This window comes from Candidatus Campbellbacteria bacterium (assembly GCA_034521025.1).
Lineage (GTDB): Bacteria > Patescibacteriota > Minisyncoccia > Phycocordibacterales > JAXHMZ01 > JAXHMZ01.
Genome location: JAXHMZ010000005.1, coordinates 13027 through 36975, shown reverse-complemented (window position 1 = coordinate 36975; position 23949 = coordinate 13027). Strand labels below are relative to the sequence as shown.

Annotated in this window: 25 protein-coding genes and 1 pseudogene; 17 read left to right on the top strand and 9 right to left on the bottom strand. The window is 46.5% G+C overall.

Annotated elements, in window-relative coordinates; all coding sequences use genetic code 11:
* The first annotated feature begins 329 nt into the window (after window positions 1-329).
* The 6 genes from U5L75_02560 to U5L75_02535 all read left to right on the top strand — a co-directional run bounded on the left by U5L75_02560 (window position 330) and on the right by U5L75_02535 (window position 5468).
* On the top strand, window positions 330-1067 hold the full coding sequence (locus U5L75_02560; GenBank protein ID MDZ7726438.1) for a peptidoglycan-binding domain-containing protein: 738 nt from the start codon (window positions 330-332) through the stop codon (window positions 1065-1067).
* Between the two features lie 212 nt (window positions 1068-1279).
* A complete protein-coding gene (locus tag U5L75_02555; protein ID MDZ7726437.1) occupies window positions 1280-1573 on the top strand; it encodes a hypothetical protein in 294 nt (97 codons plus the stop codon).
* A gap of 118 nt (window positions 1574-1691) precedes the next feature.
* The gene (locus tag U5L75_02550; protein MDZ7726436.1) at window positions 1692-2585 is read left to right on the top strand and encodes a hypothetical protein; all 894 of its coding nucleotides are present in this window, start codon (window positions 1692-1694) and stop codon (window positions 2583-2585) included.
* Between the two features lie 183 nt (window positions 2586-2768).
* On the top strand, window positions 2769-4412 hold the full coding sequence (locus U5L75_02545; GenBank protein ID MDZ7726435.1) for a peptidoglycan-binding domain-containing protein: 1644 nt from the start codon (window positions 2769-2771) through the stop codon (window positions 4410-4412).
* A gap of 125 nt (window positions 4413-4537) precedes the next feature.
* On the top strand, window positions 4538-5227 hold the full coding sequence (locus U5L75_02540) for a tetratricopeptide repeat protein (protein MDZ7726434.1): 690 nt from the start codon (window positions 4538-4540) through the stop codon (window positions 5225-5227).
* A gap of 70 nt (window positions 5228-5297) precedes the next feature.
* Window positions 5298-5468 (top strand): hypothetical protein, encoded by a 171-nt coding sequence (locus U5L75_02535; GenBank protein ID MDZ7726433.1) that lies wholly within the window; start codon window positions 5298-5300, stop codon window positions 5466-5468.
* Between the two features lie 13 nt (window positions 5469-5481).
* Here the strand turns inward: U5L75_02535 and U5L75_02530 are convergent, their stop codons facing one another.
* A complete protein-coding gene (locus U5L75_02530; protein ID MDZ7726432.1) occupies window positions 5482-7962 on the bottom strand; it encodes an AAA family ATPase in 2481 nt (826 codons plus the stop codon).
* 2 nt (window positions 7963-7964) lie between these two features.
* The gene (locus tag U5L75_02525; protein ID MDZ7726431.1) at window positions 7965-8345 is read right to left on the bottom strand and encodes a hypothetical protein; all 381 of its coding nucleotides are present in this window, start codon (window positions 8343-8345) and stop codon (window positions 7965-7967) included.
* 377 nt (window positions 8346-8722) lie between these two features.
* On the opposite strand from U5L75_02525, the gene rplJ reads away from it, so the two are divergent.
* The 3 genes and pseudogenes from rplJ to U5L75_02510 all read left to right on the top strand — a co-directional run bounded on the left by rplJ (window position 8723) and on the right by U5L75_02510 (window position 10514).
* Window positions 8723-9214, top strand: a complete 492-nt coding sequence (rplJ, locus tag U5L75_02520) for a 50S ribosomal protein L10 (GenBank protein MDZ7726430.1) — start codon at window positions 8723-8725, stop codon at window positions 9212-9214.
* Between the two features lie 227 nt (window positions 9215-9441).
* Window positions 9442-9798: pseudogene (gene rplL / locus U5L75_02515) on the top strand (50S ribosomal protein L7/L12).
* An 89-nt stretch (window positions 9799-9887) separates the two neighbouring features.
* Window positions 9888-10514, top strand: coding sequence for a hypothetical protein (locus tag U5L75_02510; GenBank protein ID MDZ7726429.1), 627 nt, complete (start codon window positions 9888-9890; stop codon window positions 10512-10514).
* Between the two features lie 73 nt (window positions 10515-10587).
* Here the strand turns inward: U5L75_02510 and U5L75_02505 are convergent, their stop codons facing one another.
* The 4 genes from U5L75_02505 to secG all read right to left on the bottom strand — a co-directional run bounded on the left by U5L75_02505 (window position 10588) and on the right by secG (window position 15727).
* A complete protein-coding gene (locus U5L75_02505; GenBank protein MDZ7726428.1) occupies window positions 10588-11772 on the bottom strand; it encodes an MFS transporter in 1185 nt (394 codons plus the stop codon).
* A 1-nt stretch (window position 11773) separates the two neighbouring features.
* Window positions 11774-13693 (bottom strand): ribonuclease J, encoded by a 1920-nt coding sequence (locus U5L75_02500; GenBank protein ID MDZ7726427.1) that lies wholly within the window; start codon window positions 13691-13693, stop codon window positions 11774-11776.
* A 30-nt stretch (window positions 13694-13723) separates the two neighbouring features.
* Window positions 13724-15403 (bottom strand): peptide ABC transporter substrate-binding protein, encoded by a 1680-nt coding sequence (locus U5L75_02495; GenBank protein ID MDZ7726426.1) that lies wholly within the window; start codon window positions 15401-15403, stop codon window positions 13724-13726.
* 84 nt (window positions 15404-15487) lie between these two features.
* The gene (secG, locus tag U5L75_02490; protein ID MDZ7726425.1) at window positions 15488-15727 is read right to left on the bottom strand and encodes a preprotein translocase subunit SecG; all 240 of its coding nucleotides are present in this window, start codon (window positions 15725-15727) and stop codon (window positions 15488-15490) included.
* A 103-nt stretch (window positions 15728-15830) separates the two neighbouring features.
* Here secG and U5L75_02485 point away from each other — a divergent pair, with 103 nt between their 5' ends.
* The 8 genes from U5L75_02485 to U5L75_02450 all read left to right on the top strand — a co-directional run bounded on the left by U5L75_02485 (window position 15831) and on the right by U5L75_02450 (window position 22610).
* Window positions 15831-16280 carry an NUDIX domain-containing protein gene (locus tag U5L75_02485; protein MDZ7726424.1) on the top strand — a complete coding sequence of 150 codons (450 nt, stop codon included), beginning with the start codon at window positions 15831-15833 and terminating at the stop codon, window positions 16278-16280.
* Between the two features lie 282 nt (window positions 16281-16562).
* A complete protein-coding gene (locus U5L75_02480; GenBank protein MDZ7726423.1) occupies window positions 16563-16898 on the top strand; it encodes a co-chaperone GroES in 336 nt (111 codons plus the stop codon).
* Between the two features lie 6 nt (window positions 16899-16904).
* A complete protein-coding gene (gene groL / locus U5L75_02475) occupies window positions 16905-18569 on the top strand; it encodes a chaperonin GroEL (protein MDZ7726422.1) in 1665 nt (554 codons plus the stop codon).
* A 91-nt stretch (window positions 18570-18660) separates the two neighbouring features.
* Window positions 18661-19281 (top strand): LemA family protein, encoded by a 621-nt coding sequence (locus tag U5L75_02470; GenBank protein MDZ7726421.1) that lies wholly within the window; start codon window positions 18661-18663, stop codon window positions 19279-19281.
* A 76-nt stretch (window positions 19282-19357) separates the two neighbouring features.
* A complete protein-coding gene (locus U5L75_02465) occupies window positions 19358-20257 on the top strand; it encodes a M48 family metallopeptidase (GenBank protein ID MDZ7726420.1) in 900 nt (299 codons plus the stop codon).
* Between the two features lie 236 nt (window positions 20258-20493).
* A complete protein-coding gene (locus U5L75_02460; protein ID MDZ7726419.1) occupies window positions 20494-20880 on the top strand; it encodes a hypothetical protein in 387 nt (128 codons plus the stop codon).
* 6 nt (window positions 20881-20886) lie between these two features.
* A complete protein-coding gene (locus U5L75_02455) occupies window positions 20887-22263 on the top strand; it encodes an MBL fold metallo-hydrolase (GenBank protein MDZ7726418.1) in 1377 nt (458 codons plus the stop codon).
* Between the two features lie 86 nt (window positions 22264-22349).
* Complete coding sequence (locus tag U5L75_02450; protein MDZ7726417.1) at window positions 22350-22610, top strand: hypothetical protein; 261 nt, start codon at window positions 22350-22352, stop codon at window positions 22608-22610.
* A gap of 171 nt (window positions 22611-22781) precedes the next feature.
* Here the strand turns inward: U5L75_02450 and rplT are convergent, their stop codons facing one another.
* The 3 genes from rplT to infC are packed head-to-tail and all read right to left on the bottom strand — an operon-like array spanning window position 22782 to window position 23902.
* Window positions 22782-23126 carry a 50S ribosomal protein L20 gene (rplT, locus tag U5L75_02445; GenBank protein MDZ7726416.1) on the bottom strand — a complete coding sequence of 115 codons (345 nt, stop codon included), beginning with the start codon at window positions 23124-23126 and terminating at the stop codon, window positions 22782-22784.
* A gap of 31 nt (window positions 23127-23157) precedes the next feature.
* Window positions 23158-23349 (bottom strand): hypothetical protein, encoded by a 192-nt coding sequence (locus U5L75_02440; GenBank protein MDZ7726415.1) that lies wholly within the window; start codon window positions 23347-23349, stop codon window positions 23158-23160.
* Between the two features lie 10 nt (window positions 23350-23359).
* Window positions 23360-23902 carry a translation initiation factor IF-3 gene (infC, locus tag U5L75_02435; protein MDZ7726414.1) on the bottom strand — a complete coding sequence of 181 codons (543 nt, stop codon included), beginning with the start codon at window positions 23900-23902 and terminating at the stop codon, window positions 23360-23362.
* Between the last annotated feature and the right edge of the window lie 47 nt (window positions 23903-23949).

Sequence of the window (23949 nt, the reverse complement as noted above, 5' to 3'; positions counted from 1 at the left end):
TTGACGGTAAAAATAGATGTATAATATACGGTACGGTAGTACTAATACCGCTTTATAAGACTTACTATTAGAAATAACTTTATGAGTTTATACGAAATGCGAAATGCAATTACCTACAAGGTCCATTGGGTTCGTCGCGGTCCTCGCTCTTGTAGCGACATTCGCTTTTGCCGGTGCTTACCAAGCACAAGAGCACAAAGCGATTCAGAAGACCTAGCAGCGATCATTGCACAACTCGAAGCGAAGATCGCCGAGTATGCAAGCGCAAATTGACGGCCAAGCATCAGTGGCATGAACTTTCACTCCGTTCACCCGCTCCATGGGAGTAGGTGCTACCCGGAACTGAAGTAATGAGACTCCAAGAGTTCCTCAACGCCAACGGCTTTACGACTGTAGCCGCTAGCGGAGCGGGATCTCCTGGACAGGAGACAAGCTACTATGGACCACTTACAGCAGCCGCTGTAACTGACTTCCAAGGAGCTTACTCTTCACAGATCCTTGCACCCCTCGGTCTTTCCGCGGGAACGGGATACTTTGGACCATCAACCCGTACTCAAGCTAACGCCCTCATCACCGCAGGTGATGGTGACGACAGTGAGGACAGCGACGATGGAGACGACAGTGACGATTCAGACGACAGCGACGACAGCGATGACTCCGATGACGAAGGCCTCTCCGGAGGTGAAGGGTTCATCAACGTCAGTGACCTCAGTGTCGGATCCGTTGAGATCGACACAGGTGACTCTGACCTAACGGTTGAAGCAGACGTTGAAGCACAAGATGCAGACGTCGAGCTCAACCGCGTTGACTTTATGTTTGATTCACGTCCATGGCTATACTTCAGTGAAGTCCGACTTATGGTCGACGGAACTGAAGTAGCAGCGCTTGAAGACGATTCAGACAACTTCTCAGAAGTCGGCTCTGAATGGCGAGCACGCTTCTCCGGTCTCGATGAGATCGTACGAGAAGGTGAGACTGTCGAGCTTTCACTCGAAGTCGAGGTACACGATACCCTCGCGGGTAGCCGTGCTAGGCGCCACGGTTGTCGCCGACCATCGATTTCTTGACCGTATCGCGCTTCGTGGACGGAGCAGGTCTCATCGGATACGGACCCGGCAATGACAACGATGTTGCTGATGTCGACATCGACTTCGACGGCGAGCTTCGGAGCCGGAACGCTCGACGTTTCGTCAAGCACGAACTTCGCCCTGATGAGACAATATTCCAGGTTGATGCAAACAACCGAACGAATGACGTACACGTACTCTCGTTCGACGCAATGGCAGAAGACCAGGATATCACTGTCAACACAGTTGATGTGAACTTCAACACGACATCAAGTCCCGTAGAAGACATGGTTCGTCGTGCCCGACTCTACGCTGACGGTGATCTTATTGACACGACGTCAACGAGTGGACTCAGTGGTACGAGCAATCAAACCGTTACCTTCAATGGCAGCGGCGACCTTGAGTACCTCATTGAGCAGGACAGCGAGGTTGAGTTCTCTGTAGAAGTTGACTTCTACGCAACATCGAATACCGGATTCACCGACGGTGATCCCCTTCGAGGTTGACCTTGAAGCGATGACCGCAGAGATCAAGAACTTCGAAACTGTTCCAGGCCTCAGCATCAGCAAACCTTGATATCGGTCGCGGGAACGCAGGCACCAGATGTGACGACAACGACCGTTGTTGTGGAGTGATTGGTCGCAGACGAGCAGCGTCAATGATGCTGCTGATCAGTCGACGCTCAAGCTCACGTTTGACCTGACTGCGATCGAAAGATGGGCTGCTTACATCCAGACGACGCGGCTCGGCAACGTGCGCAAGAACGCTGTCGCAAGTGACAACGGATTCTTCTATACGCTTACCGGTGAAGCAACTCAGGTGGATAGTGAATCAACGTCACTTGCCACAGCAGCTGACACAACCGGTTCTGAGGTCGCGGCAACATCGACCCTTACGGTAGATACGCAGGCGAACCTCGCGAACAATGACTACTTTATTCTCCACGAGGCGAGCAACAACCCTGCCGCCGCAACCGCTGTCTGTTTCTGGTTTGACACGGATGCTGGGTTAACAGACGACACGAGTACGGCAGCAGAATGTCAGGCAGCAAACGGTATCGCGGGTGGTGTAGAAGTTGCCATTGACGGAGATACGACTGCGGCAAATGTCGCAGCGACGCTTGACACAGCAATCGATGGCACCGGCGCTGCGCTTGACGTAACGTCAACCGATAACAGTGACGGTACGTTGACGCTCACGCAAGATACGGTTGGAAGCGTTGGTAACATCTCTCTCAACTCAGCTTATCTAGCTGAAGCGGCTAGCGGAGCTGCGGCTCTCACTGCCTTTACCGGCGGTACGGATACGAGCTATCTCGTTCGTGAAGGACAGAGCGAAACATTTACGCTTACGGCTGTCGTAGATCCCGATATACCTACTCCTGACGCGGCCGGATTCTACGGACTTCAACTCTCCGAATACTGGATCACAACGAATAGCGACGGTACGACAAGTACGGCAGAAGTGGATGTAACCAGTGAGAACATCGAGACGGATAAAGAGCATATCGGATCCTAAGTAAGTTTACTCTCTTACGCGCACAGCTGAGCGAGGCTCAACAAAACCCCCTCCCACATACGTGGCGAGGGGGTTTTTGTGTTGGGATAATCCACATTTTGGACTACGAGAAAAACTGTATGCGGTATAATATTGGAACAACACATTTATACGAGTTTAATCGAATATCAAGATTACAAATTTATGAATTTAGACAAAAATCAAAACACATTCGCGCTGAGATTTCTCGGCCTCGCGCTTGTGGTTGCCTTTATGGCAATGGGGACTTTCTTTAGCTTCAACAAAACAGAGACAGTGAAAGCGCAGAATGATCCGGCAGAGCTATTGAAGGTTATAGAGCAGCTTGAGCTCGCTATTGAGAGACTTCAAGCCCAAGTGGACGCTCAGAACGCTTCAGTTAGTGGAGACTTCACTCCGTTCACCCGCTCCATGGGAGTAGGTTCTACCGGAACTGAAGTATTAAGACTCCAAGAGTTCCTCAATGCGAGAGGCTTTAGAGTTTCTGCAAGCGGAGCAGGATCTCCTGGACAGGAGACAAGTTACTACGGACCACTTACAGCAGCCGCTGTAACTGACTTCCAAGGAGCTTACTCTTCACAGATCCTTACACCCCTCGGTCTTTCCGCGGGAACAGGATACTTCGGACCATCAACCCGTGCTCAAGCCAACGCTATCATCACCGCAGGTGATGGTGACGATGGCGACGACGGAGATGATGGTGACGATGGAGACGAAGAAAGCTCGGAAGAAGAGTCGGAGACGGATGAAGGATCAACCGACGATGAAACCGATGACACAGGGGACGACACCGACGATGATACGACTAACGACGACACAGACGATGAAGAGCCGGGAGAAGAAGACGACACAGAGGACGACACGGCAACTAACGAGACCGAGTCCGGCACGCTCAGCGTTGACCCGAACTCGAACTCCCCAGAGCAAAGCACATTTGTCGTGGAAGATAACTCAGCTACGACTGATGTAGAACTACTCAAGTATAATGTTAGCGCCCAGATCCAGGATATAACTATCAAATCTGTAGAAGTTATATTGAGAACAGATTCTAGCAACGTGGGAGATATGATCTCAGAAGCTCGTCTTTATGGTGATGGTACTCTCTTGAGCTCGGTTTCACCAAGTTCATCCTCCTCTGTAGAGACGGTCACTTTTAATAGTTTGGATTATGAGTTAGTCGAAAATCTAGAGGAGCCGATGACGGTTGAAGTAGACTTTAATCAGGCTTCAAACTTCTCAACACCAGACACCATTGAAGCGGAGCTTGATGAAATTACCGCGCTTGATGAAAACCTTAATGGTGCTGATCAAGAAAACATCGGAATTGGCTCCGGTGTAATACACGATGTGATCTCTGACATTCTGACCATCACGCAGGCTGCCCAAAGTGCGCAAGCAACGGATGAAGGAACTGTTGGAATATTCGAAGTTGTAGTGGAGATCACTTCCAAGTCAGGTACGCACTACATCAGTGACGACGTAGATAATGTGACAAACGGTGGAGACAGTGGATTCTTCTACACGATGACCGGACACGACAACCAAGTAGCGAGTGAGACCGCTTCTATCTCTAGCTCCTCGGCTACTCTTTCTGGGGGCGCCTATGAAATAGCCGAGGGCGCGACTGAAACCTTTGGAATTGAAGTAGAGGCGGACCCTGATGGAGCTAGTGATAACGGTACCGGTACCTACGGAATGAAATTAGAGTCATATTTCGTAAGCACTAACTCAGATGGTACGACCAGCACTACAGAAATAGACGTAAGCGGTGAAAGTATAGACACCGATCAAGTTAATATCTCAGAGTAGACAGATAAAGGTTGAGACGATAAAGACAATAAAACCCGCTATACTTGCGGGTTTTATTGTCTTTTGTTTCTCTTTTGCTACAATTGGGGGCATAGCAAAAGAGACAAAAACTAAACGGAACAAAAATGAAAGAAAAAATTAGAATTATACTTGTAGCCGGTACGGTTCTGGTGGCACTCATAGCGGTGGCCCTGCTGGTGCCGGAAAACGCCCTTGAGAGACGCGATACCGGACTATCCTCAGAGGAGATAGCGCAACAGGAAGAGGTTATCTCTGAGTCTAGAGAGGCGATCAGGGATTTTGACAGAAGGGAAGAAGAGAACGACAAGGCCTACTACAACGAATATATGATAATCGGTAACGCAAGCGCGCGTATAGGGGATTTGCGAGCGGCGCGAAGCGCCTACGAAAACGCCATAGAGTACACCGAAGATCCACAGGAAGCGATCAGGGCTATCTATGATATGGAGGCAGAAGCGGAGAACTATGATCGCGCGAGAGACGTCTTGGTGGAAGCGACCGAAAATCATCCGGAGAACTTCGCCTATTGGAACCTTCTTATAGAGCTCGAGAAAAACCAGTTTGACGTGGGAGGCGAAGAGCTTAAAGCGAGGATAGAGCAAGCCATAGAAGCGACAGATCGCGCTACCGGCTCTCTTGTTACTTACGCCTATTACCTAGAAGACCAAGGGGAATTCGAGGAGGCACTGCAGTACTGGCAAGAGGCGGCCGCGCTGAATCCTCAGTATGACGCCATATATGCTGAGCAGATCGCTCGTCTGGAAGCATTGATAAACGAAGAGAACAACCAATAGAGTTTTCAACAAAACTCCCTCCGCCGGACATTTGGCGGAGGGAGTTTTTTGGTATACTTGAGGTAACTTTATGAAAGACTATCTCAACAGTACTTCACTCAAGTTTATGGTGGTCTTTGTAGTTATCATAATAATCTCGCTGTCTCTCTTTGAGGTACTGTCATACTTGGAAGAAAATAACTCCGGAGTGGAGGTATCGCCGGCCGGGCCCGATAATACAGAGCAAAATATAGTGGAGTAGGGTAAGGACGAGTTTACAGGGCTTTTTCCAGCTCCTCTCTTGAAAGTGACACGGTTGAGCCGGGAAGCGCTTCACCCTTTAATATTTTCTCGGAGAGTACGCGTTCTATGGAGTCTTGTATTACGCGCTTCATTTCTCTTGCTCCGAAACGCGGGTCGTATCCTTTCTCGGCGAGGAATTCTACAAGTTCGTCGGTTATATTTATACGCACTCTGGTTGACTCTGTCCGTTCCGCCAGTTTTTCGAGCTCAAGCTTTGCGATGGCTCGCAGATCATCTTTTGATAACGGCTCGAACAATACGACTTCGTCAAAGCGGTTTAGGAGTTCCGGCCGGAATATCTGATCGTTTATAAGGGTGGAGATCAGTTCGTCTTTGAAAGCCGAGAGATCAGTTGATGACTTGGCGGCCGCTTGTATTTCCTGGTTGCCGGCGTTCGAGGTGGCGATAATTATCAGATTGCTCATATTAACTCTTTTGCCGTGGGAGTTAGCAAAGAATCCTTCGTCCAATATCTGCAAAAACAGGTTATGAACGTTTCCGTGTGCCTTTTCGAATTCATCCAGAAGAAGGATACCGTAAGGGGAGCGATTGATCTTTTCTTCCAATATTCCCGGTGATTTTGAGTCTATGCTTCCGATTAGACGGTCTAGAGCGTTTTCATTCTGGAATTCTGACATATCCAAACGGTGCATAACTCCATTCTCGTCAAAAAGGGTCGCTTCCAAGGAGCGCGCTACTTGGGTTTTGCCAACTCCGGTAGGGCCGAGGAAGAGGAAAGAGCCCATCGGGCGATCGTCTTCTCCGATGCCGGCTCGGTTTCTTCTGAGCGCGTTTGATACGGCCTTGAGTGCGTCAGTTTGGCCGACCACCATAGAGGACAGGTTCTCTTCTAGTTTTAGCAGTTCTTCGCGTTCAGACGCGCTCGCTTTGCCGACTGGTATGCCGGTGCGGTTTGATATCAGAGTCTCTATCTCCGTTTCAGTGATGATAGGAGAGTTACTTGTCTTGGCTCCCGCGGCGGCCTCGTAGAGTATATCTACAGCGTCATCAGGGAGAGTGGAGTCAACTAGCGCGCTCCGTGCCAGATCAGCAGTTTTAGCGAGACTCTGGAAGGTGAAAAATACATCAGAGCGAGCTTCAATATTCAAAGCGGCGTAGGATAACAGCGAGATAAGCTCTTTATTATCGTCTATTTTTACTCTTATCTTTTCAAACCTGGTACGCGTGAAAGGGAAGTCCCTTAGCGAAGTTTCAACTTCTTCGGGGGTGGCGGTAGCTACGAGTTGAAGAGAGTCGCTCGCGAGGAACGGATCAAAGATCTCTCTTACGTCAACGCCGATCGATCTCGCGTTGAGGAGAAAGTCGGATATGTTGTCTATGACGAGAATTATATTGCCGGCGCGAACGCTGTCGTTCAAAAGCTTTAAAAGCTCGCTTTCAAAAGAATGCTTGTCGGGATTGTTGGTGGACAGAGCCACAGAATCCAGTCGGAATATATGCTTTCCTTCAAGCGGCGCCGGAGACTTGCCTTCGTAAACACGAGCGGCAAAATCAGATATTACTTGGTCTCGTCCGCCTCCTCGCGCTCCTACCAAAAGCGCGTTCGCTTCACGTGACTTGGAAAGTATGGTTTCTATTTCATCTCGCGCGTGCAGTACGGAAGTACCGGCATGTGTACGGCGTGCGCGAATTTCTGTCGCGTAGCGGCGCAAAGTATACGCCCCGCCGTACGCCCAGTCCTTGGCGATACCGGATATCTCTCCGAGATTGATACGTGACCACCAGGTAAGGTTGCGCAGGCGCTCGCGGCGCATAACCTCTGTCCATTCCAAAGCGCCGTAGAAAATATCGGAATTTACACCCCGTTTGAAGAAGAAGTCTTGTATGGCGGGGCTTTTGTGGTATGAAAGAGCAATTATATCTCTGATCAAGATCATTTTGCCGTTTTCTCGCAGAGGGAACTCTTTGGGAATACCAAGATCATTTTCCTTGAGAAAATTCCTGAGCTCTCTAAAGGGAATGCCCAAACGGTTTACCAATTCGTGGGCTTGAGCTGATCGGAAGGCGATTTGCGCCAGGTCTTTCTCGTTTCTATGCCCGTCAAGTAGTTTTAAAAGAGCAAAACTCAATCCGTCTCGTCGTTTGTATAGCTCTATGCGACTGATGGTGCTTTTGAACCCGTCGAAATAGTTGGAGTAGTAGAAAAAATCTAGAGTTACGAGAATTAACCACAAGACGGTGAGGATAAATAGGGCGCCGACGAAGCGTGTTATCTCAAGGGCTAGATTATTGAGAATAGAGGGAACGTCGCTCTCGTTTATAAAGTCGCTATTGCCCAAAAAGAACAACATTGCCGTAAATAAACCGAATATAACGATCATTATCGTTACGATTCGGCGAGCGTTGCCTCTGACGCGTCTAGGGAAGACCCGTTCGAGTGTTAGTACGGCGCTGTTTCTTCTCAATGTTCTTTGTATTTCTCTTTCGTTCATATTTACGCGATGAGAAGACTAAAGCCAAAGAATAATAGCACTCCAATGACCGCCGGCCACAGCAACCAAAAGGCGAGATCGATTATCAAACCGAGGAGAGCGAGCGCGAGAACAGCTAGCCCCACGGCTATCATAGTCAGGCGCATAAAGAAGCCGACGAGGCGCATCATTATGTTCACCAATATGGCGGAGAAGAAATCTTCGAGGTCAAAGCCATCTTTGGGCTCCTCGTGCAATCTCTTCCAAGGAGAGAATAGGGTGGAGGCGAGTAAGGGTATGGAGAAAAAGTGCGAAAGAAACCATATAAAATTAGACCAGAGTACAACGATGTCGTGCACTCCCCGCGAGTAATGCCAACTGACATATTGAAGAGCAAACTGCATACATCTTCAGTATATCACCTGTCCGCCCTCAATGTATCCACGTCTGAGACTGTCAGAAAGAACGCAAAATGGCGTGTTAGCGTTTGACTTGTTGGGGTTTGTGGAGTAGTATCTCTCCTGTAAGGCTTGAGACAGCAGGTGGCGGGCAATCTCCCGCGTAAATGACCTGCCGAGGCAACGCTAGCGCCAAAGGGCGCGATGATGCATGCTTTGATTTGAGCCTTTTTACAAAGGTCTTTTTTATTGCCGACGTAGAGCGAGAGGAATACCGAGGCGAAGCCTTGAGTATTTCCGAGCCGAGGAGAGCAATATGAGCTTTAATACCGATTATTAGAAAACCCTAAGTAGAGCAGCAGGTAAGACACTTACCAGAAAATATGGCAATTACACGAGACAAGAAAAAGGAGGTGGCAAAGACAGTAGAAGATATTCTTGATAATTCTTCTACCGTCGTCTTTGTCAACTTCAAAGGACTCGGTGTAGAGGACTCAACGAAGATGCGCCACGATTTGCGCGAAAAAAGCGTCGGCTACTATGTAGCCAAAAAGACCCTTATTCATCGCGCGCTTGATAATAAATCGTTTGAGGGAGAAAAGCCGCCTCTAGAAGGCGAGATCGCCCTGGCTTACTCAGAGGATCATCTGGCTCCGGCCCGAGAAATCTATGAGTTCGGCAAGGGTCTGGGTGGAGCGCTCTCAATAGTTGGCGGTGTATTCGATGGAGTATATTACGATCGATCTTCTATGGTCGATATCGCTACCATTCCATCGCGAGAAACCCTTCTCACGCAGTTCGTTAACGTTATCAATTCACCGATACAAGGATTCGCTTCCGCTCTGCATCAGATAGCGGAGACAAGGGAAGCTTAGTTTAAACAATTATTATGGCAGAAGAAAAAGAAACAAAAACAACAAAAGAAGAAGTCAAACCGGAAGAGGCAACCGAGGAAACGAAAGAAGAGGCTGCTTCTAAAACAGAAGAAGCTCCGGCTGAAAAAGAAGAAGTAAAGGAAGAAGCTCCGGCTGAGGCAGAAGCCGCAGAAAAAGAGGAGTCTTCAGAAGAAAGTGGAGAGAACGTAGAAGTTCCGGAAAAGTTCAAAGCTCTAGTAGAGCAAGTAGAGAATATGACGGTTCTGGAGTTAAACGAACTTGTAAAACTTCTAGAAAATAAATTCGGAGTTTCCGCTCAAGCCGTAGCAGCTGCTCCGGCCGCCGGAGGCGCCGAGGAAGAAGACGAGGAAAAAAGCTCGTATGATGTTGAACTCACCGATGTCGGTGATCAAAAAATAGGAGTTATAAAGGCAGTTAAGGCGGCTCTGGGACTTGGTCTAAAAGAGGCGAAAGACTTGGTTGAAGGAGCGCCGGCAGTACTCAAAGAAGGAATGGCGAAAGAAGAAGCTGAAGAGCTCAAAGGAACGGTTGAAGAGCTCGGTGGAACTATTACACTGAAATAGTTTATCGAGAATCAAGAGAGAGTTCAAAAGAAAACCCGCACCCGCGGGTTTTCTTTTTTTGAATCACTAAATTTGCTATACTCACCGGTATGGATATACTATCGCAACTGTTCGGGGGAGTGGCACGCGTAAAGGTTATGCGCCTTTTCTTGTTTAACGAGAATAAGTATTATACTACCGTTGATATTGCCTCCAAAACCCGCCTTACCAAAACAACCATAAGAAAAGAGCTTAGGGTTCTTGAAAAGACCGGAATGTTAAAAAGAAAAGAGGCGTCCAAGAAGAAAACTAAAGGAGATAAAAAAACGAAAAGTAAACGGTCGAGCAAGCAGGAAACTGAATATATATTGAACCCACGCTTTGTTTACGCGGACGCGCTGAAGCGACTCTTGTCTTTTGATGATACAGTGGCACGCAAAGATATAGCCGAAAAACTCAAAAAGGCCGGAAAACTCAAGTTTGTCGTAATGGCCGGTATTTTCTTGGGAAGAGCAAGCGACCGAGTGGACCTATTAGTCGTTGGAGATAATATCCGCAAAAAGGATATAGAACGCACTCTGCAAATGATCGAAAGCGACATCGGCCGGGAAATAGCGTACGCCTACTTTGATACAGAGGACTTTTACTATCGCTTATCCGTAAAGGATCGCTTGGTGCGCGATATATTGGATTATCCTCACGAGAGGGTAATTGAAAAGATACAAATTAGCTTTTAGGTACGCTAAATAAATGCTTCAATCTATAGATTGAAGCATTTAAATTCGCTTAAATTAGGCCTTTTGGCTTATTTTATCTGGTATCGTGAATTCCCACAGCGTAGATTATTCCGGTGAATACAACAGCTGAAAGTATTATGAACGTATAACGAATGTCCATAAACAGGAGAGCTATAGTCGATACGACCGGAGCCGCTATATAGGCTAGGGGGTTAATACCTCGGAAAAGAGCCACAAGCTCGGATTCTTCCGAGGATATTTTTTTGAAAAAGTATGCCTCGCTCATAACCTCAACCATACTAGCGCCGAAGCGAGTCAAGAAAAGAATTGACGCCCACAACACTACGCTCGGGGTGGTGATGAAGGCCAGAGCAAAAGTCGCGATAGAGGTAATCACAAAACCGGATATCAATAGTTCTTTTTCTCCTATATATTTATCAGCGATCTTTCCGAATGGAATTTCAAAAAGTATAAAAGGAAGTAGCATCACGGTGAAGATCGGTCCGATCTCTGTCCAGTTGAATCCGATTGTTTGTATAAGGTAAATGGGAGTGTAGATCACCATCCACGCGTAAAAAAAGCGAAGCAGAAAGTGGGACGCGAACACATTAAACAGATCTTTATCCTTGAACACTCTGGCGCTCGCATCTAGTGCTTTAATGGGTTCATAAGTCGGATCCTTAAAGTTTCTGAAGTTGCGTAGCAAAAGCAGTACCGCCGGAAGCAGAAAGACAACTGAGACAAGATACATTCTACGGAAAAGTTCTTCCTCGCCAATAATAAAGCTCACCAAAAGTGGGGAGAGCATAAGTGAGGCGTTGAATATGGTCAAAAGTAGACCGCGAATCGACCCCGTGTCACCGTCGAACGACAGACTTTCTATAAAGATATCAAGAGTATAGAAAAGCGCGCGAGCGAGAAAAAGATGTACCACGAAAGCTCCTATGGTCAGCCAAATAATACCGGTCGTACCGAGAACTATGAGAGTCACCGCTTCTAGTATTATCAGACCTAAAACAGTATTGAATATACCGAGTCGTGAAAGAAGGGTTGGAAGGTTAAATAATACTAAGAGCGTCAGTATAGACGCCACGGCAAAGACTACACCTACCGTTTGCGGCGTTAGAAAGGTTTCAAGGAAAGTAGAGTTCGCGTAAGAGGGCAGGAACGCGTGGAACGATAGGAAGAAAGCAAACACGTAAAGAGTTTGCAGTTGGGTGAAAGATATTCTTCCTCCTTGCCTAAATGGGTTCCACATACTATACCCCTATCATAACAGGAATTATTATAGGTTGTTTAGCTGTCTTTTGGTAGAGAAACTTGCCCACTTTATCGCTCACGTCGTTTTTGAGGATGTCAAAGTCGATCGGATTCATATTCTGGGTAGTTTTCTCTACCGTATCTTTTATGATGTTACGCGCTTCGTGCAGAAGGTCTTGGGATTCACGTAGGTAAATGAATCCGCGGGAAATAATATCGGGTGATTTGCGGAGCTTACCTGTTTTTGGATTGATAGAAGCTACAATAACGAACATTCCGTCATCCGATAACGCTTTGCGGTCGCGAATAACAACATCGTGCATTGTGCCGATAGTGAATCCGTCCACCATCATAGGGTCGTGGGGTACGCTCTCTTTTAATTTTCTGATCTTCTCTCCGTTGTCGCTTATTTCTATAACAGAACCGTTGTCGGGGATCACCACGTTGTCTTTGGGCATACCCAACCTTGTCGTGGCCATGTCGGCGTGGACGTTGAGCATATAGTGGTTTCCGTGAACGGGTACAAAGAACTTAGGATTGATCTGTTTGTGTATCCAGACGGCTTCTTCTTGGTTCGCGTGTCCGGAGGCGTGTACGTCAGAGACGCGATAGTGGATTATCTTAACGCCTCTTCGGGCTAAGTTATCTTTTAGCTTTTGTACGGAATTTTCGTTTCCGGGAATGACCGATGAAGAGAGTAGAACCGTGTCGCGTGGAGTAAGCTTGAATTGTTTATGGGTCTTTATAGCCATACGCATAAGAGCGGCGAATTCGTCTCCTTGAGCTCCGGTGGCAAGGCAAACTATTTTGTCCGGCGGGTAATCGCTCATCTCGGAGTTAGAGATGAAGGTTCCGGGTTTCGGCTGTAGTATGTTCAAGTGTCTGATGATCTCCAAGTTTTGCTTCATTGAGCGTCCCTCAACCACGATTTTTTTGTTGTGGCGCTCGGCTATCTCGACGATCTTTACAATACGGTCCATTTGCGAAGCAAAGGTACCGATAATGAGCCGCCCCGGCGTTTCGGCGATTATCTTTTCAAGGGTTTCGTGCACTCTCCACTCGGGTATAGACCAGCCCGGGTTCTCGACATTGGTTGAGTCGGCGATCAAAGCCAAAACTTTTCTGTCTTTGAAGATGGAATAGGCCTTTTCTTCTTTATCCGAAGGTACGCCGTCAACGTGATCAAGCTTCATATCGCCGGTAACGACAATAGATCCGTAGGGTGTATCTACGATGATACCCATAGCTTCCGGTATGGTGTGAGATACCGCGTAGAAGTTGAGTTTGGTATTTCCTAGAGTGATCGAATCGTTGCTCTCGACTGTTCTTATATTGAGCTTGGGTTGGTGAGGGAACTCTGACTGGCGCTTTTCTATCATTACCGTGGTAAGTTGTCGTGAATAGATCGTGGGGTTACCCAAGCGGTGCATAACGTAAGGTATCGCGCCGATGTGGTCGAGGTGTCCGTGGGTGACAACCAAGCCACGGATCTTGTCTTTATTTTCTTCCAAATAAGTTATGTTAGGTAAAACATAATCAATTCCGGGAGTGCTTTCGTCGTGGAATTGAAATCCGGCGTCGATTATAAGGATATCGTCCTTTGTCTCTATGGCGGTCATATTGCGACCAACTTCCTCTACGCCACCGAGCGGAATTATACGAATATCACCATCTTTTATTGGAGATAGTTTTTGATGATTGCGGTCAATATGACTTGCGCTTTGCTCTCGAAACTTTCCACGCGCGTTTCCGCGATGGTTACGTCTATTGTTAGACGAGCCGCCGCGTTTGTTGTTTCTGTTGTTGTTACGTTGATTTCTTCCGTTTTTGTTTTGGTTTTGTCGCGGGCCGGAATTTTGGTGTCCGCCGTTATTTCTTCTTTGTGAAGATCTGTTTCTGTTATCTCTTGTTTCGTTCATAATTATTAATTTTTCTGTTAATTGTTTTGTCTAATCAAGGAATGCGTTCCAAACTGTATCTGTATATACAAACCATTCGTGAACATTTGCAAATCTATTTGCCGAGCGCACTATAGGCGGTATTGAAATGTTTTTGATCCGCTTGTCTTGAATGTATATAAATTCCGGTGAGTATAGAAATACAGCCGGTACGTCCTCTCTCAATTCTTTAACGATCGCATTTAAAAGCTCTCGGCGCTCTCTTTCGTCGCGCTCGCTGCGCAGATCTTCGAGTCTTTCGTCAACGTCGCTTGAAGTATAACGAGCCACGTTCAAGCCCGGGTCGTCTCGTTCCGAAGAGTGCCAAAATGGATACATATCTATGACTCTATCGTATGCCTCTCCAAAGAGAAGCGCCTCATATTCTCTCGGACGTATTACGTCTTGGTTTAGAACCGCTATGTCAAAAGTTTCTATAGTCACACTAAAACCTACTTGTTCTAAAGAGTGTTTTATAAAGTTCGCGACCTCACCAAACATATCGGAGTCAGCCGTAGCAATGGAAAACGAAAGTTCTTCCTCGTCCTTTTCCCGTATGCCTGTCAGAGGGTTTTTTATCCATCCTTCTTCCTCTAGCAATGCGTTGGGATCGGAATTTACTTCGTCGCTCTGGCTAACTGCTACGTCTGTTCCGAAAGGGAGAGGTGTCTCGATGGGTAGAGCATACCCCGAAAAAATACTTTCAGCAAGATTCTCGCGGTTGATCGTCATATCTATCGCTTTTCGTACTGCATCTTCGCTCAATATTTCTGATTCTGCTTGGTTGAAGAACAGTCCGAACGAACGAAGCATTGGGGCGGTAAGTATTCTTTTTCGTGCCAGATTCTGGTTTTCAAGAGAGCGAGGAGAAACCAAAGCCGCTGAATCTATTCTGCCTTTGTCCAGCGCTTCCAGAAGCTCGGCTTCGTTAGAGAAGAAGCGTATTTCTATGTTGTTTAGGTAAGGCCGTCCTTGGGTATAGTCGTCAAACGCCGTTAGCGTGTAGTTTGTGGGTACGCCGACATCCGTACTACGCTCTACGTTCTTTATTTTAAACGGTCCGGAGCCGATGGGAGAGCTTGAGTGCTCTATGAATTCCAGTGAATCTTGAGTTACATTTTCCCAGATGTGTCGTGGGACTATGCCGACCGTGGTTTGCTCCAGAAAACCGGCGTATGGTTCTTCTAAGCTAAACTCAACGGTGGAAGCGTCTAGGGCGCTCACTTCTACATCCAAGAAAGTTGACCTGAGAGGGCTCTCTGAGGCCGGATTTTTAATTTCTTCGATCGTGAATACCACGTCGGAAGCTGTTATCGGTGTGCCGTCATGAAATACCGCGTCGTCCCTGATAGTAAAGGTATAACTGTTCCCGTCCTCACTTATCTCGTAGCTCTCGGCAAGGTCGGTAACAATATCGCCATCTCCGTCTACTCTCATGAGGCCTGAATAGATCAGCGCGGTAAGATCATGCTCGGCGTTGGATTCCGCGTAAATTGGACTTATACTTTCGGGGAAACCGACTATACCCTCGGTGAAAGTACCGCCTTGAGTCGGCACCACCGTACTAAATTGGCTTGAAATTCTTTCTACTCCCAAGAGTAAGGCGATAAACAGGAAAAACAAGATCGCAGAGTACAGGATCTTCTCCACCGAAGAGCTATTTTTGATAAAGGTTAGGAGTCGCTTAGCCAAGCGCGAGCTCTTGAATATTATAGAATTCACAATAAATAGTCCTATTTAGTCAAAACCAAAGTGGGAGTACCGTTTAGTGATAGATTAAAAGAGAAAAGAGACAATGTTAGATAGCGCAAACAGCACAGCTAAAATAACTGTCGCGTTGAACATTTGTCTTTCCGCTCCTCTCCGTGAGAATTGAGTGGAAGGCCCATCTCCTCCGCCTCCGCCGGCGAGCGCTCCGCCCATGCTAGCGTCAGATCTCTGCAATAGTATCCCTCCGACAAGCAAAACAGAGAGTATTATCTGAATATATGGTAGTAATGAAGTGAAAATTTCCATAGCCTGGATTCTAGCATACGGCAATGGTTTGGCAAGACAGTGTACTCTTCTAGTAATACAGACGCTTTACATAGGGCGCAAACTGTTATAATGTTCAGCCAACATGTCTGAATTTAGAGGCCCAAATTCTCATATTCATAATATTGCACGGGGGCTTTTAGTGCAGGGTGGCGACATTATTTTATGTCGTACAAAAAACGCTGAATGGTTTTTCTTGCCCGGTGGTCACATCGAGGATGGAGAATCTGCACATACGGCACTAAAACGTGAGTTAGAGGAAGAGATGGGAGGTATGGACTATTCTGTGTCATCGTTTATCGGCGCATGTGAAAACATATTTCCGCTCGAAGACAATGTTTTTCAACATGAGTTAAATATTGTTTTCAGGGTTGAAGTATCACAGGATTCCCGTATCGGTTCTGTGGAAGATCATATTGAGTTTGTAAACGTGTCCAGTAAAGAATTTCAAGAAGTGAAAGTCCTTCCGCGAGCGCTTCACGAAGGATTGATTGCGTGGCAAGAGACAGGCACTCCATTTTTTAAAGAATTGTAGGTATGTTTATTTGTACAGAAGATGAGATGTTAAGCCAATAATCGCGCTTCGATCATACCCCATTCGGGAGATCGGGGGTATTTTACCGATGTATCTCATCTTTTGCAGACAGAAAACGTCGTTGACAGTGGCAATGGTTTATATAAAATGAATGTGTCGCGGTTTTCTCTCTATTATTGTTATTGTAGTAAATCAGAGCTTCTTATCAGCGGGTGGTATTGCTTGGTGGGAACCGCGGAATTTTATATTATTAACAAAATACGAACGTAATATTAATAAAATATGGCAGGAAAAACAGGGAAAAAGAAGGACAAGGCATCAATAGTTCCGCTCGGTGACAGAGTGCTGATTCGTCCGTTTACACCGGAAGAAACGGAGAGCAAATCTTCTTCCGGTATCATAATACCGGACACGGTTTCCAAAGAACGCCCGGAGCGCGGCACGGTTGTCGCCGTCGGGGAAGGACGACTAGATGAAGACGGAGAAAAAAGAATTCCGGTTTCTGTTAAAGTAGGCGATACCGTGGTGTTTTCTAAATACGGTTTTGATGAGTTGGAGCTAGATGGAGATGAATACATCATTGTTAGGGAAGAAAATATCTTGGCAGTAGTAAAGTAAACAAATATGGCAAAAAAGATCGTATACAACGAAGAAGCAAAACGTGGGCTTAAAAGTGGAATAGATCAAGTGGCAAACGCGGTGAGAACCACCATCGGTCCTCGCGGACGAAACGTGGTTCTTGATAAGGGCTACGGTAGTCCAATGATCACCAACGACGGCGTTTCAATAGCGAAAGAGATCACGCTTCATGACAAGACGGAAAATATGGGCGCTGAAATTGTCAAAGAAGTCGCTAACAAAACGAACGATCAGGCGGGAGACGGTACGACTACGTCAGTCGTGCTTATGCAAGCGATCGTGGATGAAGGAATGAAACACACGACCCTCGGGGTTAGCGCTATGTCTTTGCGCCGTGGCATAGAGAGAGGCTCTGAAGAAGCGGTCAAAGCACTAAAACAAATAGCAAAACCGGTCAAAGGGCGTGAAGAGATCCAGCAGGTAGCTACCATAGCCGCTGAATCTGAAGAGTTGGGCAAAATAATCGCCGACACGATCGATAAGGTTGGCACCGATGGCGTGGTAACAGTGGAAGAATCACAATCTTTCGGGGTTGAGAGCGAGGTTGTTGAAGGGCTTGAATTTGACCAGGGCTATGTCTCTCCATATATGATCTCCAATTCAGAGCGTATGGAGGCAGAAATGAAAAACGCCTCTATTCTCATAACCGACAAGAAAATATCGAGTGTAAAAGAGGTACTGCCGCTACTCGAAAAGCTTTCTGAGTCGGGTAAAAAAGATCTGGTTATCATAGCTGATGAAGTCGAAGGCGAGGCCTTGGCGACGTTTGTTGTTAACAAACTGCGCGGATCGTTCAACGTGCTCGCCATCAAAGCTCCTGGCTATGGAGAGCGCAAGAAAGAGCAGTTGGCTGATATAGCTTTGACGGTTGGGGGTACAGTGATATCTGAGGATGTTGGACTTACCTTTGAAAATGCCGAACTTTCTATGCTGGGTTCGGCGAACAAGGTGGTTTCAACCAAGGACTCTACCGTAATAGTCGGTGGTAAGGGAACCAAGAAAGATATAGAAAGCCGAGTTGCCAGCCTCCGCAAGCAAATGGAGAACTCTGACTCTAAATTTGACAGTGAAAAGCTAGAAGAAAGAATAGCGAAACTTGCCGGCGGTGTGGCTGTGATAAGAGTGGGAGCTTCAACTGAAACTGAGATGAAGTACCTGAAGCTCAAAATCGAAGACGCCGTTAACGCTACCAAAGCCGCTATTGAAGAGGGAATCGTCCCCGGCGGTGGAAGCGCTCTCATCAAAGCAATAGATATATTGAATAAAGTAAAATTAGACGACCTGAACGAAGACGAGAGAACGGGCTTTGATGTTTTGAAGCGAGCGCTTGAATCTCCATTGCGTCAAATAGTTGTGAATTCCGGCAAGCCCGATGGGTCGGTGGTCGTGGAGCGAGTTCGGTCAAATGAATTTGACGGTTATGATGCCGGCAAGGACCAAATGGTTAAAGATATGGTCAAGGCGGGAATCATTGACCCTGTGAAAGTTACCCGCAGTGCTATACAAAACGCGGCTTCAGCGGCTGCCGTGCTTCTTACCACAGAAGTAGCCATAGCTGATCTGCCCGAAGAAAACAATTCGGATGACTCCGGCGCCGGCGGCGGTATGGCCGGAATGGGCGGCGGCATGGGAATGCCCGGAATGATGTAGAATTCTTAAAACTCTCTAAAACCCGCCCGTATAGACTGGCGGGTTTTAGTTTTGTATAATTAAGACAACCTTAATAATTAATAAATAAGATATGTCAGGAATAATTTTAGGAATAGTTGTAGTTCTGCTTCTCGTAAGCGGGGGCTTCAACGTGATCCCATGGGGGGTTAATATCCCCGTGATCGCGGTACTCGTAGTTGCTTGGGCGGTATTTATTTACAACCGTTTGGTGCGTTTGGATAACCGTACAGACGAAGCTTGGGCCGATATAGACGTTCAGCTCAAGCGTCGTTATGACCTTATCCCAAACCTTATAAACACAGTCAAGGGATATGCTGAACACGAAAGAGGTGTATTTGAGAGAGTAACCGAAGCTCGTTCGCAGGCTATGAACGCCGAAGGCGCGGCCGAGCAAGGAGAGGCAGAAAATATGCTTACCGGAGCGCTCAAATCTCTTTTCGCTGTGGCAGAAGACTATCCTGATCTGAAGGCGAACGAGAACTTTCTTGAGTTGCAACGTGAACTTACCGATACAGAGGACAAGATAATGTCCGCTCGTCGCTTTTACAACGCGAATGTGCAGGATCTTAATAATGCAGTTGAAATGTTCCCGTCAAATGTCGTGGCCGGAATGTTCAGCTACAAACAACGTGAATACTTTGAGCTGGAAGAAAGTTCGGCGGCTAGAGAGCCGGTTGATGTAGAATTTTAAGTCTATTTGAGATATAGATCTTTTGATTTGGAGCACCCAAGGTTTCCGGTAGAAACACCGGAGACTTACTAAACTTATGGCTACGGCATACACAAGAAGGAGTAATAATATAGCAAAAACGTGGTTGTTAATGACCTCGTTTTTGGTGATGATAATCGGGTTAGGATTTGCTGCTACTTGGTATTTTGGGTCTAGTTTGATCCTTTATATAGCCATCGCTTTCTCTCTTCTAATGAACATCACGAGCTATTGGTTCTCTGACAGAATTGTTCTCGGTATGTCCGGGGCGAAGCCGGCTAGTCGAGAGGAGTACTTCGATCTTTGGAATGCGGTGGAAAATCTCTCCATAACGGCTGGGCTTCCTATGCCCAAGGTATATGTCATTGAGGAGGAAGTACCCAATGCTTTCGCGACCGGCAGAAATAAAGAAAAGGCAACCGTGGCGGTTACTACCGGACTTCTAAAGATCCTCGATAAAAGCGAATTGGAAGGAGTAATAGCGCACGAACTGGCGCATATACAAAACAACGACATCTTGCTTCAGACGGTGGTTGTTGTCCTGGTTGGATTCGTTACTTTGCTTTCGGATTTCTTTCTTCGTTTCGCTTTCTTTGGTGGCGGGGGAGACAGAGGAGGGCAGGCCAAACTTATAGGAATAGTTATTGGGATCACTCTGGCCATCCTCGCGCCCTTGGTGGCTGTTGTTATTCAACTGGCGATCTCTCGCAAGCGAGAATTTATGGCTGACGCGTCCGGCGCTCTTTTGACGCGTTACCCGGAAGGTCTTGCCGGAGCTCTTGAAAAGATCGGAGGTTATGCCGGTGAAATGAAACGAGCAAATCACGCAACCGCTCACCTATATATCTCCAATCCTTTTGGGAGTGAGCACAAAGGGAAAAAGAAAAAATCTTTTGTTAACCGTATGTTTTCCACACATCCTCCTATTGAAGACAGAATTAGAGCATTGCTTGAGTAATTGCGCTAGTGTGCTTTTTTGAAAAAAGTAGTATAATTACGGCAGGGTTGTTTGAGTAATATCTAGATACCATTTTCTGGGAGTCTCAAATTAGACTTGTCTGGCGATTCGTTCGCGGATAAATTCTTGCGGACACCCACCTAGTTTTTTGCTAGGGAAATTCTCAAGCAGCCCTTATAGAAAACGCCCTGAATTCCTCAGGGCGTTTTCTATTTTAACTGCTATAATATAAAACTATGACACGTTCCCAGGTGCTAAAGATCTCATTTCTGTCTGTCTTCTTCCTCTTGATCGTCAATCAAGTGGCTTTGTCTATAAATCTGTTTTGGGCGGTTTGGTGGATGGATCTAGTGCTTCACTTCTTAGGTGGTTTAGTTATTGGTAGCGTCATCATTTCACTTTTTCTGCGCAGATCTGACCCATTTTTGTATATGGCCGGCGTTGTTACGACTATAACTATGATAGTAGCTCTTGGGTGGGAGGGGTATGAATTTTTCGCGCAGATCGCCTACGCGCGAAACTACATAGTTGATACACTTACGGATATAGGGTTTGGCTTAGCAGGCGCGCTCACTATGACCATATTTGCCCACGCAATACTTAATCGAAAAAAGAAAAATTAGATGAATATGAACGAGAAAAATAGCAAACTAAAATTCTACGGAGGAGCGGGCGCTGTTACGGGGGCGAACTTTATGCTTAAAACAGACGAGAAAAAGATCTTGATCGACTGCGGTATGGTGCAAGGTTCTGAGGAAGAAGAGGAAAAGAACTGGGCAGATTTTGAATACGACCCCAAAGATGTGGATGTTGTTTTTATTACTCATGCTCACGCTGACCATATTGGAAGAATTCCCAAATTGGTGCGCGATGGATTTAAGGGGGTAATATATTCAACTGACGCTACGCGTGAGTTGGCGAGTGTAATGTTCGAAGATTCTCTTTCCATAGCTCGGTTTGAAGAGAAAAAGACCGGACGCGAGCATTATTATGACCACAGAGATGTTGATCGTGCCTTAGATCTGTGGAAAACAATTGACTATCACTCAGAGACGGAAATAGGGGGCGGCTTTAGTGTGTATTTCCGCGATGCCGGACACATACTTGGTTCGGCGATCATAGAAATTACGAGAAACGGAAGAAAGATAGCGTTTACCGGCGACCTCGGAAATTCGCCGACTCCGCTCCTCAGACCGACGGAGTTCGTAACAGACGCTAACTATCTTTTAATGGAGAGTGTCTATGGTGACAGGGATCACGAAAATGTTGCGGAACGCACGGAAAAGCTGAAAGCAATGATATTGGACACTCACGATCGAGGCGGGGCTCTGGTTATGCCGACTTTTTCAATTGAGAGAACACAAGTAATGCTCTATGAGTTGAACGAATTGATAGAGTCGGGAGAAGTTCCCACTATGCCGGTGTTTTTGGATTCGCCGTTAGCGATTGAAGTAACCGAAATTTATAAAAAATACCAGCAATATTTTAATAAAGATATCAAAAGAGACATCAGGGAAGGAGATAACATATTTAATTTTCCCGGATTTCAGTTATCAAACACCCGAGAAGATTCTCGGCGTATAAATAACGAGCCTAATCCCAAAATAGTAATGGCCGGTTCCGGAATGAGTGAAGGAGGGCGGATTCTTTATCATTATCAGCAGTATATTTCAGATCCCAGTTCCACTATACTGCTTGTTGGGTATCAGCCGGTAGGGGGTTTGGGACACGCGCTTTTGAATGGAGAAAAAGAGATCACTTTATTTGGAGAAAAAATACAAGTAAATGCCAAGATAGAGTCAATTCTTTCTTACTCAGCTCATATGCAATCAAGCGATCTTCAAGAGTTTGCTGAGAGAGCCGCAGAGAAGGGAGATCTTGAGCGAGTTTTTGTCGCGATGGGAGAACCGAAGAGCTCATTGTTTTTAGTCCAGCGACTGCGAGATCATTTCGGTATTGACGCGGTGGCTCCTGAGGAAGGAGAAGAGATAGAGATCGACTTTTAGCGCTATTGACGAATAATATTATAGATTGTATAATATTAAAGGAAATAAATTCTTCGTCGTTGTGCAAAATCCTTAGGAGGTCAGTAATGGATACTAAAGCAACCGATCTGGATTTCGAGCTGGTTCTCATGGAAATGAGCGGACAAACCCAGGTGAGCCCCGAAACTGCGCGTTTCATCAAGCGCCGCGGAGGAGAGGAAGAAGCGAGGAGAGAGTTGAGAGGGGTTGTCAGTGCTATCGAATCTCGATTCGATAAATTGACTTGCCCGAACACCTTGCGCAGTAGCAACTCTGGTTTCGGCTATGGTGCCGCGTCCTCTAAGAACACAGGAAAGAGAATTATATAGTCTTACTATATAATTCTCTTTACCCCAACCCCTGATCTTTCGGGGGTTGTTTTTATTTCCGAGCTGAGGAGAGCAATATGAGGTTTAATACCCCGCCCCTCTGGGGCGGTCAAAGGGTGAGCGAAGCGAACACCCTTTGAGTCCAGGGCTTGCCCTGGGGTTTAATACCGATTATTTAACCGATTCTACAATTTTTGCAAAAATATCCGGCTGGTTCTCAGCGAGGTTCGCGAGAGTTTTGCGGTCGAGGTTGACGTTGTTTTCTTTGAGCGCGTGCATGAATTTGCTGTAGCTCATACCGTGCTCTCTTATACGCGCGTTTATTTTACCTTGCCACAGGCGGCGGAATACATTTTTCTTGTCGCGGCGATGAGCGAAGGCGTGATTGCCGGCATGATAAAGCCCTTCGCGCGCCTGGCGCTCTTTTGTCGATCGAGCGTTTCTAAATCCCTTGGCACGCTTTAGTATAGTTCGCCGTCTTTTTATTGATGTTGTTCCTCGTTTTACTCGTGTCATATTTTTCTAATTATTCAAAACCAGCCGATCACTACGCGTCGGTGCGCGGTAGAAATCGAGCTTTCTGTTTGCTTGTCATCTTAAATTCGCGCATTCGTTTCTTATCCAACTGCTTCTCGCCGTCTTCTCTGGCATTAAAGTGGTTCTGCCCGGTCTTACGCGCAAGGACTTTGCCGCTTTTTGTTATTTTTAGTCTTTTTGTGTATGACTTATTTGTTTTCATATAAACTTTTCTACGCTTTCTCTATGATCATTGTGCGACCTTTCGGGCTTTTCTTGGCTTCCTCGGCGACCTTATAATCAACGGACATAAGCTCCAGCATACGCTCCAATCGTTCCCGCAAGAACTTCTCCTCCATATACTTTGTTCGCCCCGGCAAGAAAAGATCAAATTTTATTCTATGTCCCTCTTTTAGCCATTCATCCGCCTTTCTTGCTTTTAGCTCGAGGTCGTGCTTGCCGGTATTTATCTTTACCTGAATGTTCTTTACTTCGGTTGTAGATGATTTGGCCTTGTGGGCTGATTTTTTCTTCTTTTGTTCGTACTGAAATTTACCATAATCGGTGATCTTTGCAACCGGTGGTCGGGCGCCTGGAGATATTTCGATCAGATCAAGCTCGAACTCACGCGCCTTGCTAAGGGCTTCCGCAGAGTCCAATACCCCAAAGTTTTCTCCTTCGGGGCCTATCACTCGTACTTCACGAGCTTTTATTTGTTCATTTGTTCTGGGTCCGGGATCTCTTCTAACCGGTCCGCGTCTTCTAAATTTTGACAATGCTTGTTTAGTTCTTCTTTAAATTAAGCTGCTAAATTATAAGTTCG

Coding starts and splice junctions, on each gene's coding strand:
- U5L75_02555 (MDZ7726437.1), top strand. CDS start 1,280: ATGGCAGAAGACCAGGATATCACTGTCAACACAGTTGATGTGAACTTC.
- U5L75_02545 (MDZ7726435.1), top strand. CDS start 2,769: ATGAATTTAGACAAAAATCAAAACACATTCGCGCTGAGATTTCTCGGC.
- U5L75_02540 (MDZ7726434.1), top strand. CDS start 4,538: ATGAAAGAAAAAATTAGAATTATACTTGTAGCCGGTACGGTTCTGGTG.
- U5L75_02535 (MDZ7726433.1), top strand. CDS start 5,298: ATGAAAGACTATCTCAACAGTACTTCACTCAAGTTTATGGTGGTCTTT.
- U5L75_02530 (MDZ7726432.1), bottom strand. CDS start 7,962: ATGAACGAAAGAGAAATACAAAGAACATTGAGAAGAAACAGCGCCGTA.
- U5L75_02525 (MDZ7726431.1), bottom strand. CDS start 8,345: ATGCAGTTTGCTCTTCAATATGTCAGTTGGCATTACTCGCGGGGAGTG.
- rplJ (MDZ7726430.1), top strand. CDS start 8,723: ATGGCAATTACACGAGACAAGAAAAAGGAGGTGGCAAAGACAGTAGAA.
- U5L75_02510 (MDZ7726429.1), top strand. CDS start 9,888: ATGGATATACTATCGCAACTGTTCGGGGGAGTGGCACGCGTAAAGGTT.
- U5L75_02505 (MDZ7726428.1), bottom strand. CDS start 11,772: ATGTGGAACCCATTTAGGCAAGGAGGAAGAATATCTTTCACCCAACTG.
- U5L75_02500 (MDZ7726427.1), bottom strand. CDS start 13,693: ATGAACGAAACAAGAGATAACAGAAACAGATCTTCACAAAGAAGAAAT.
- secG (MDZ7726425.1), bottom strand. CDS start 15,727: ATGGAAATTTTCACTTCATTACTACCATATATTCAGATAATACTCTCT.
- U5L75_02485 (MDZ7726424.1), top strand. CDS start 15,831: ATGTCTGAATTTAGAGGCCCAAATTCTCATATTCATAATATTGCACGG.
- U5L75_02480 (MDZ7726423.1), top strand. CDS start 16,563: ATGGCAGGAAAAACAGGGAAAAAGAAGGACAAGGCATCAATAGTTCCG.
- groL (MDZ7726422.1), top strand. CDS start 16,905: ATGGCAAAAAAGATCGTATACAACGAAGAAGCAAAACGTGGGCTTAAA.
- U5L75_02470 (MDZ7726421.1), top strand. CDS start 18,661: ATGTCAGGAATAATTTTAGGAATAGTTGTAGTTCTGCTTCTCGTAAGC.
- U5L75_02465 (MDZ7726420.1), top strand. CDS start 19,358: ATGGCTACGGCATACACAAGAAGGAGTAATAATATAGCAAAAACGTGG.
- U5L75_02460 (MDZ7726419.1), top strand. CDS start 20,494: ATGACACGTTCCCAGGTGCTAAAGATCTCATTTCTGTCTGTCTTCTTC.
- U5L75_02455 (MDZ7726418.1), top strand. CDS start 20,887: ATGAACGAGAAAAATAGCAAACTAAAATTCTACGGAGGAGCGGGCGCT.
- U5L75_02450 (MDZ7726417.1), top strand. CDS start 22,350: ATGGATACTAAAGCAACCGATCTGGATTTCGAGCTGGTTCTCATGGAA.
- rplT (MDZ7726416.1), bottom strand. CDS start 23,126: ATGACACGAGTAAAACGAGGAACAACATCAATAAAAAGACGGCGAACT.
- U5L75_02440 (MDZ7726415.1), bottom strand. CDS start 23,349: ATGAAAACAAATAAGTCATACACAAAAAGACTAAAAATAACAAAAAGC.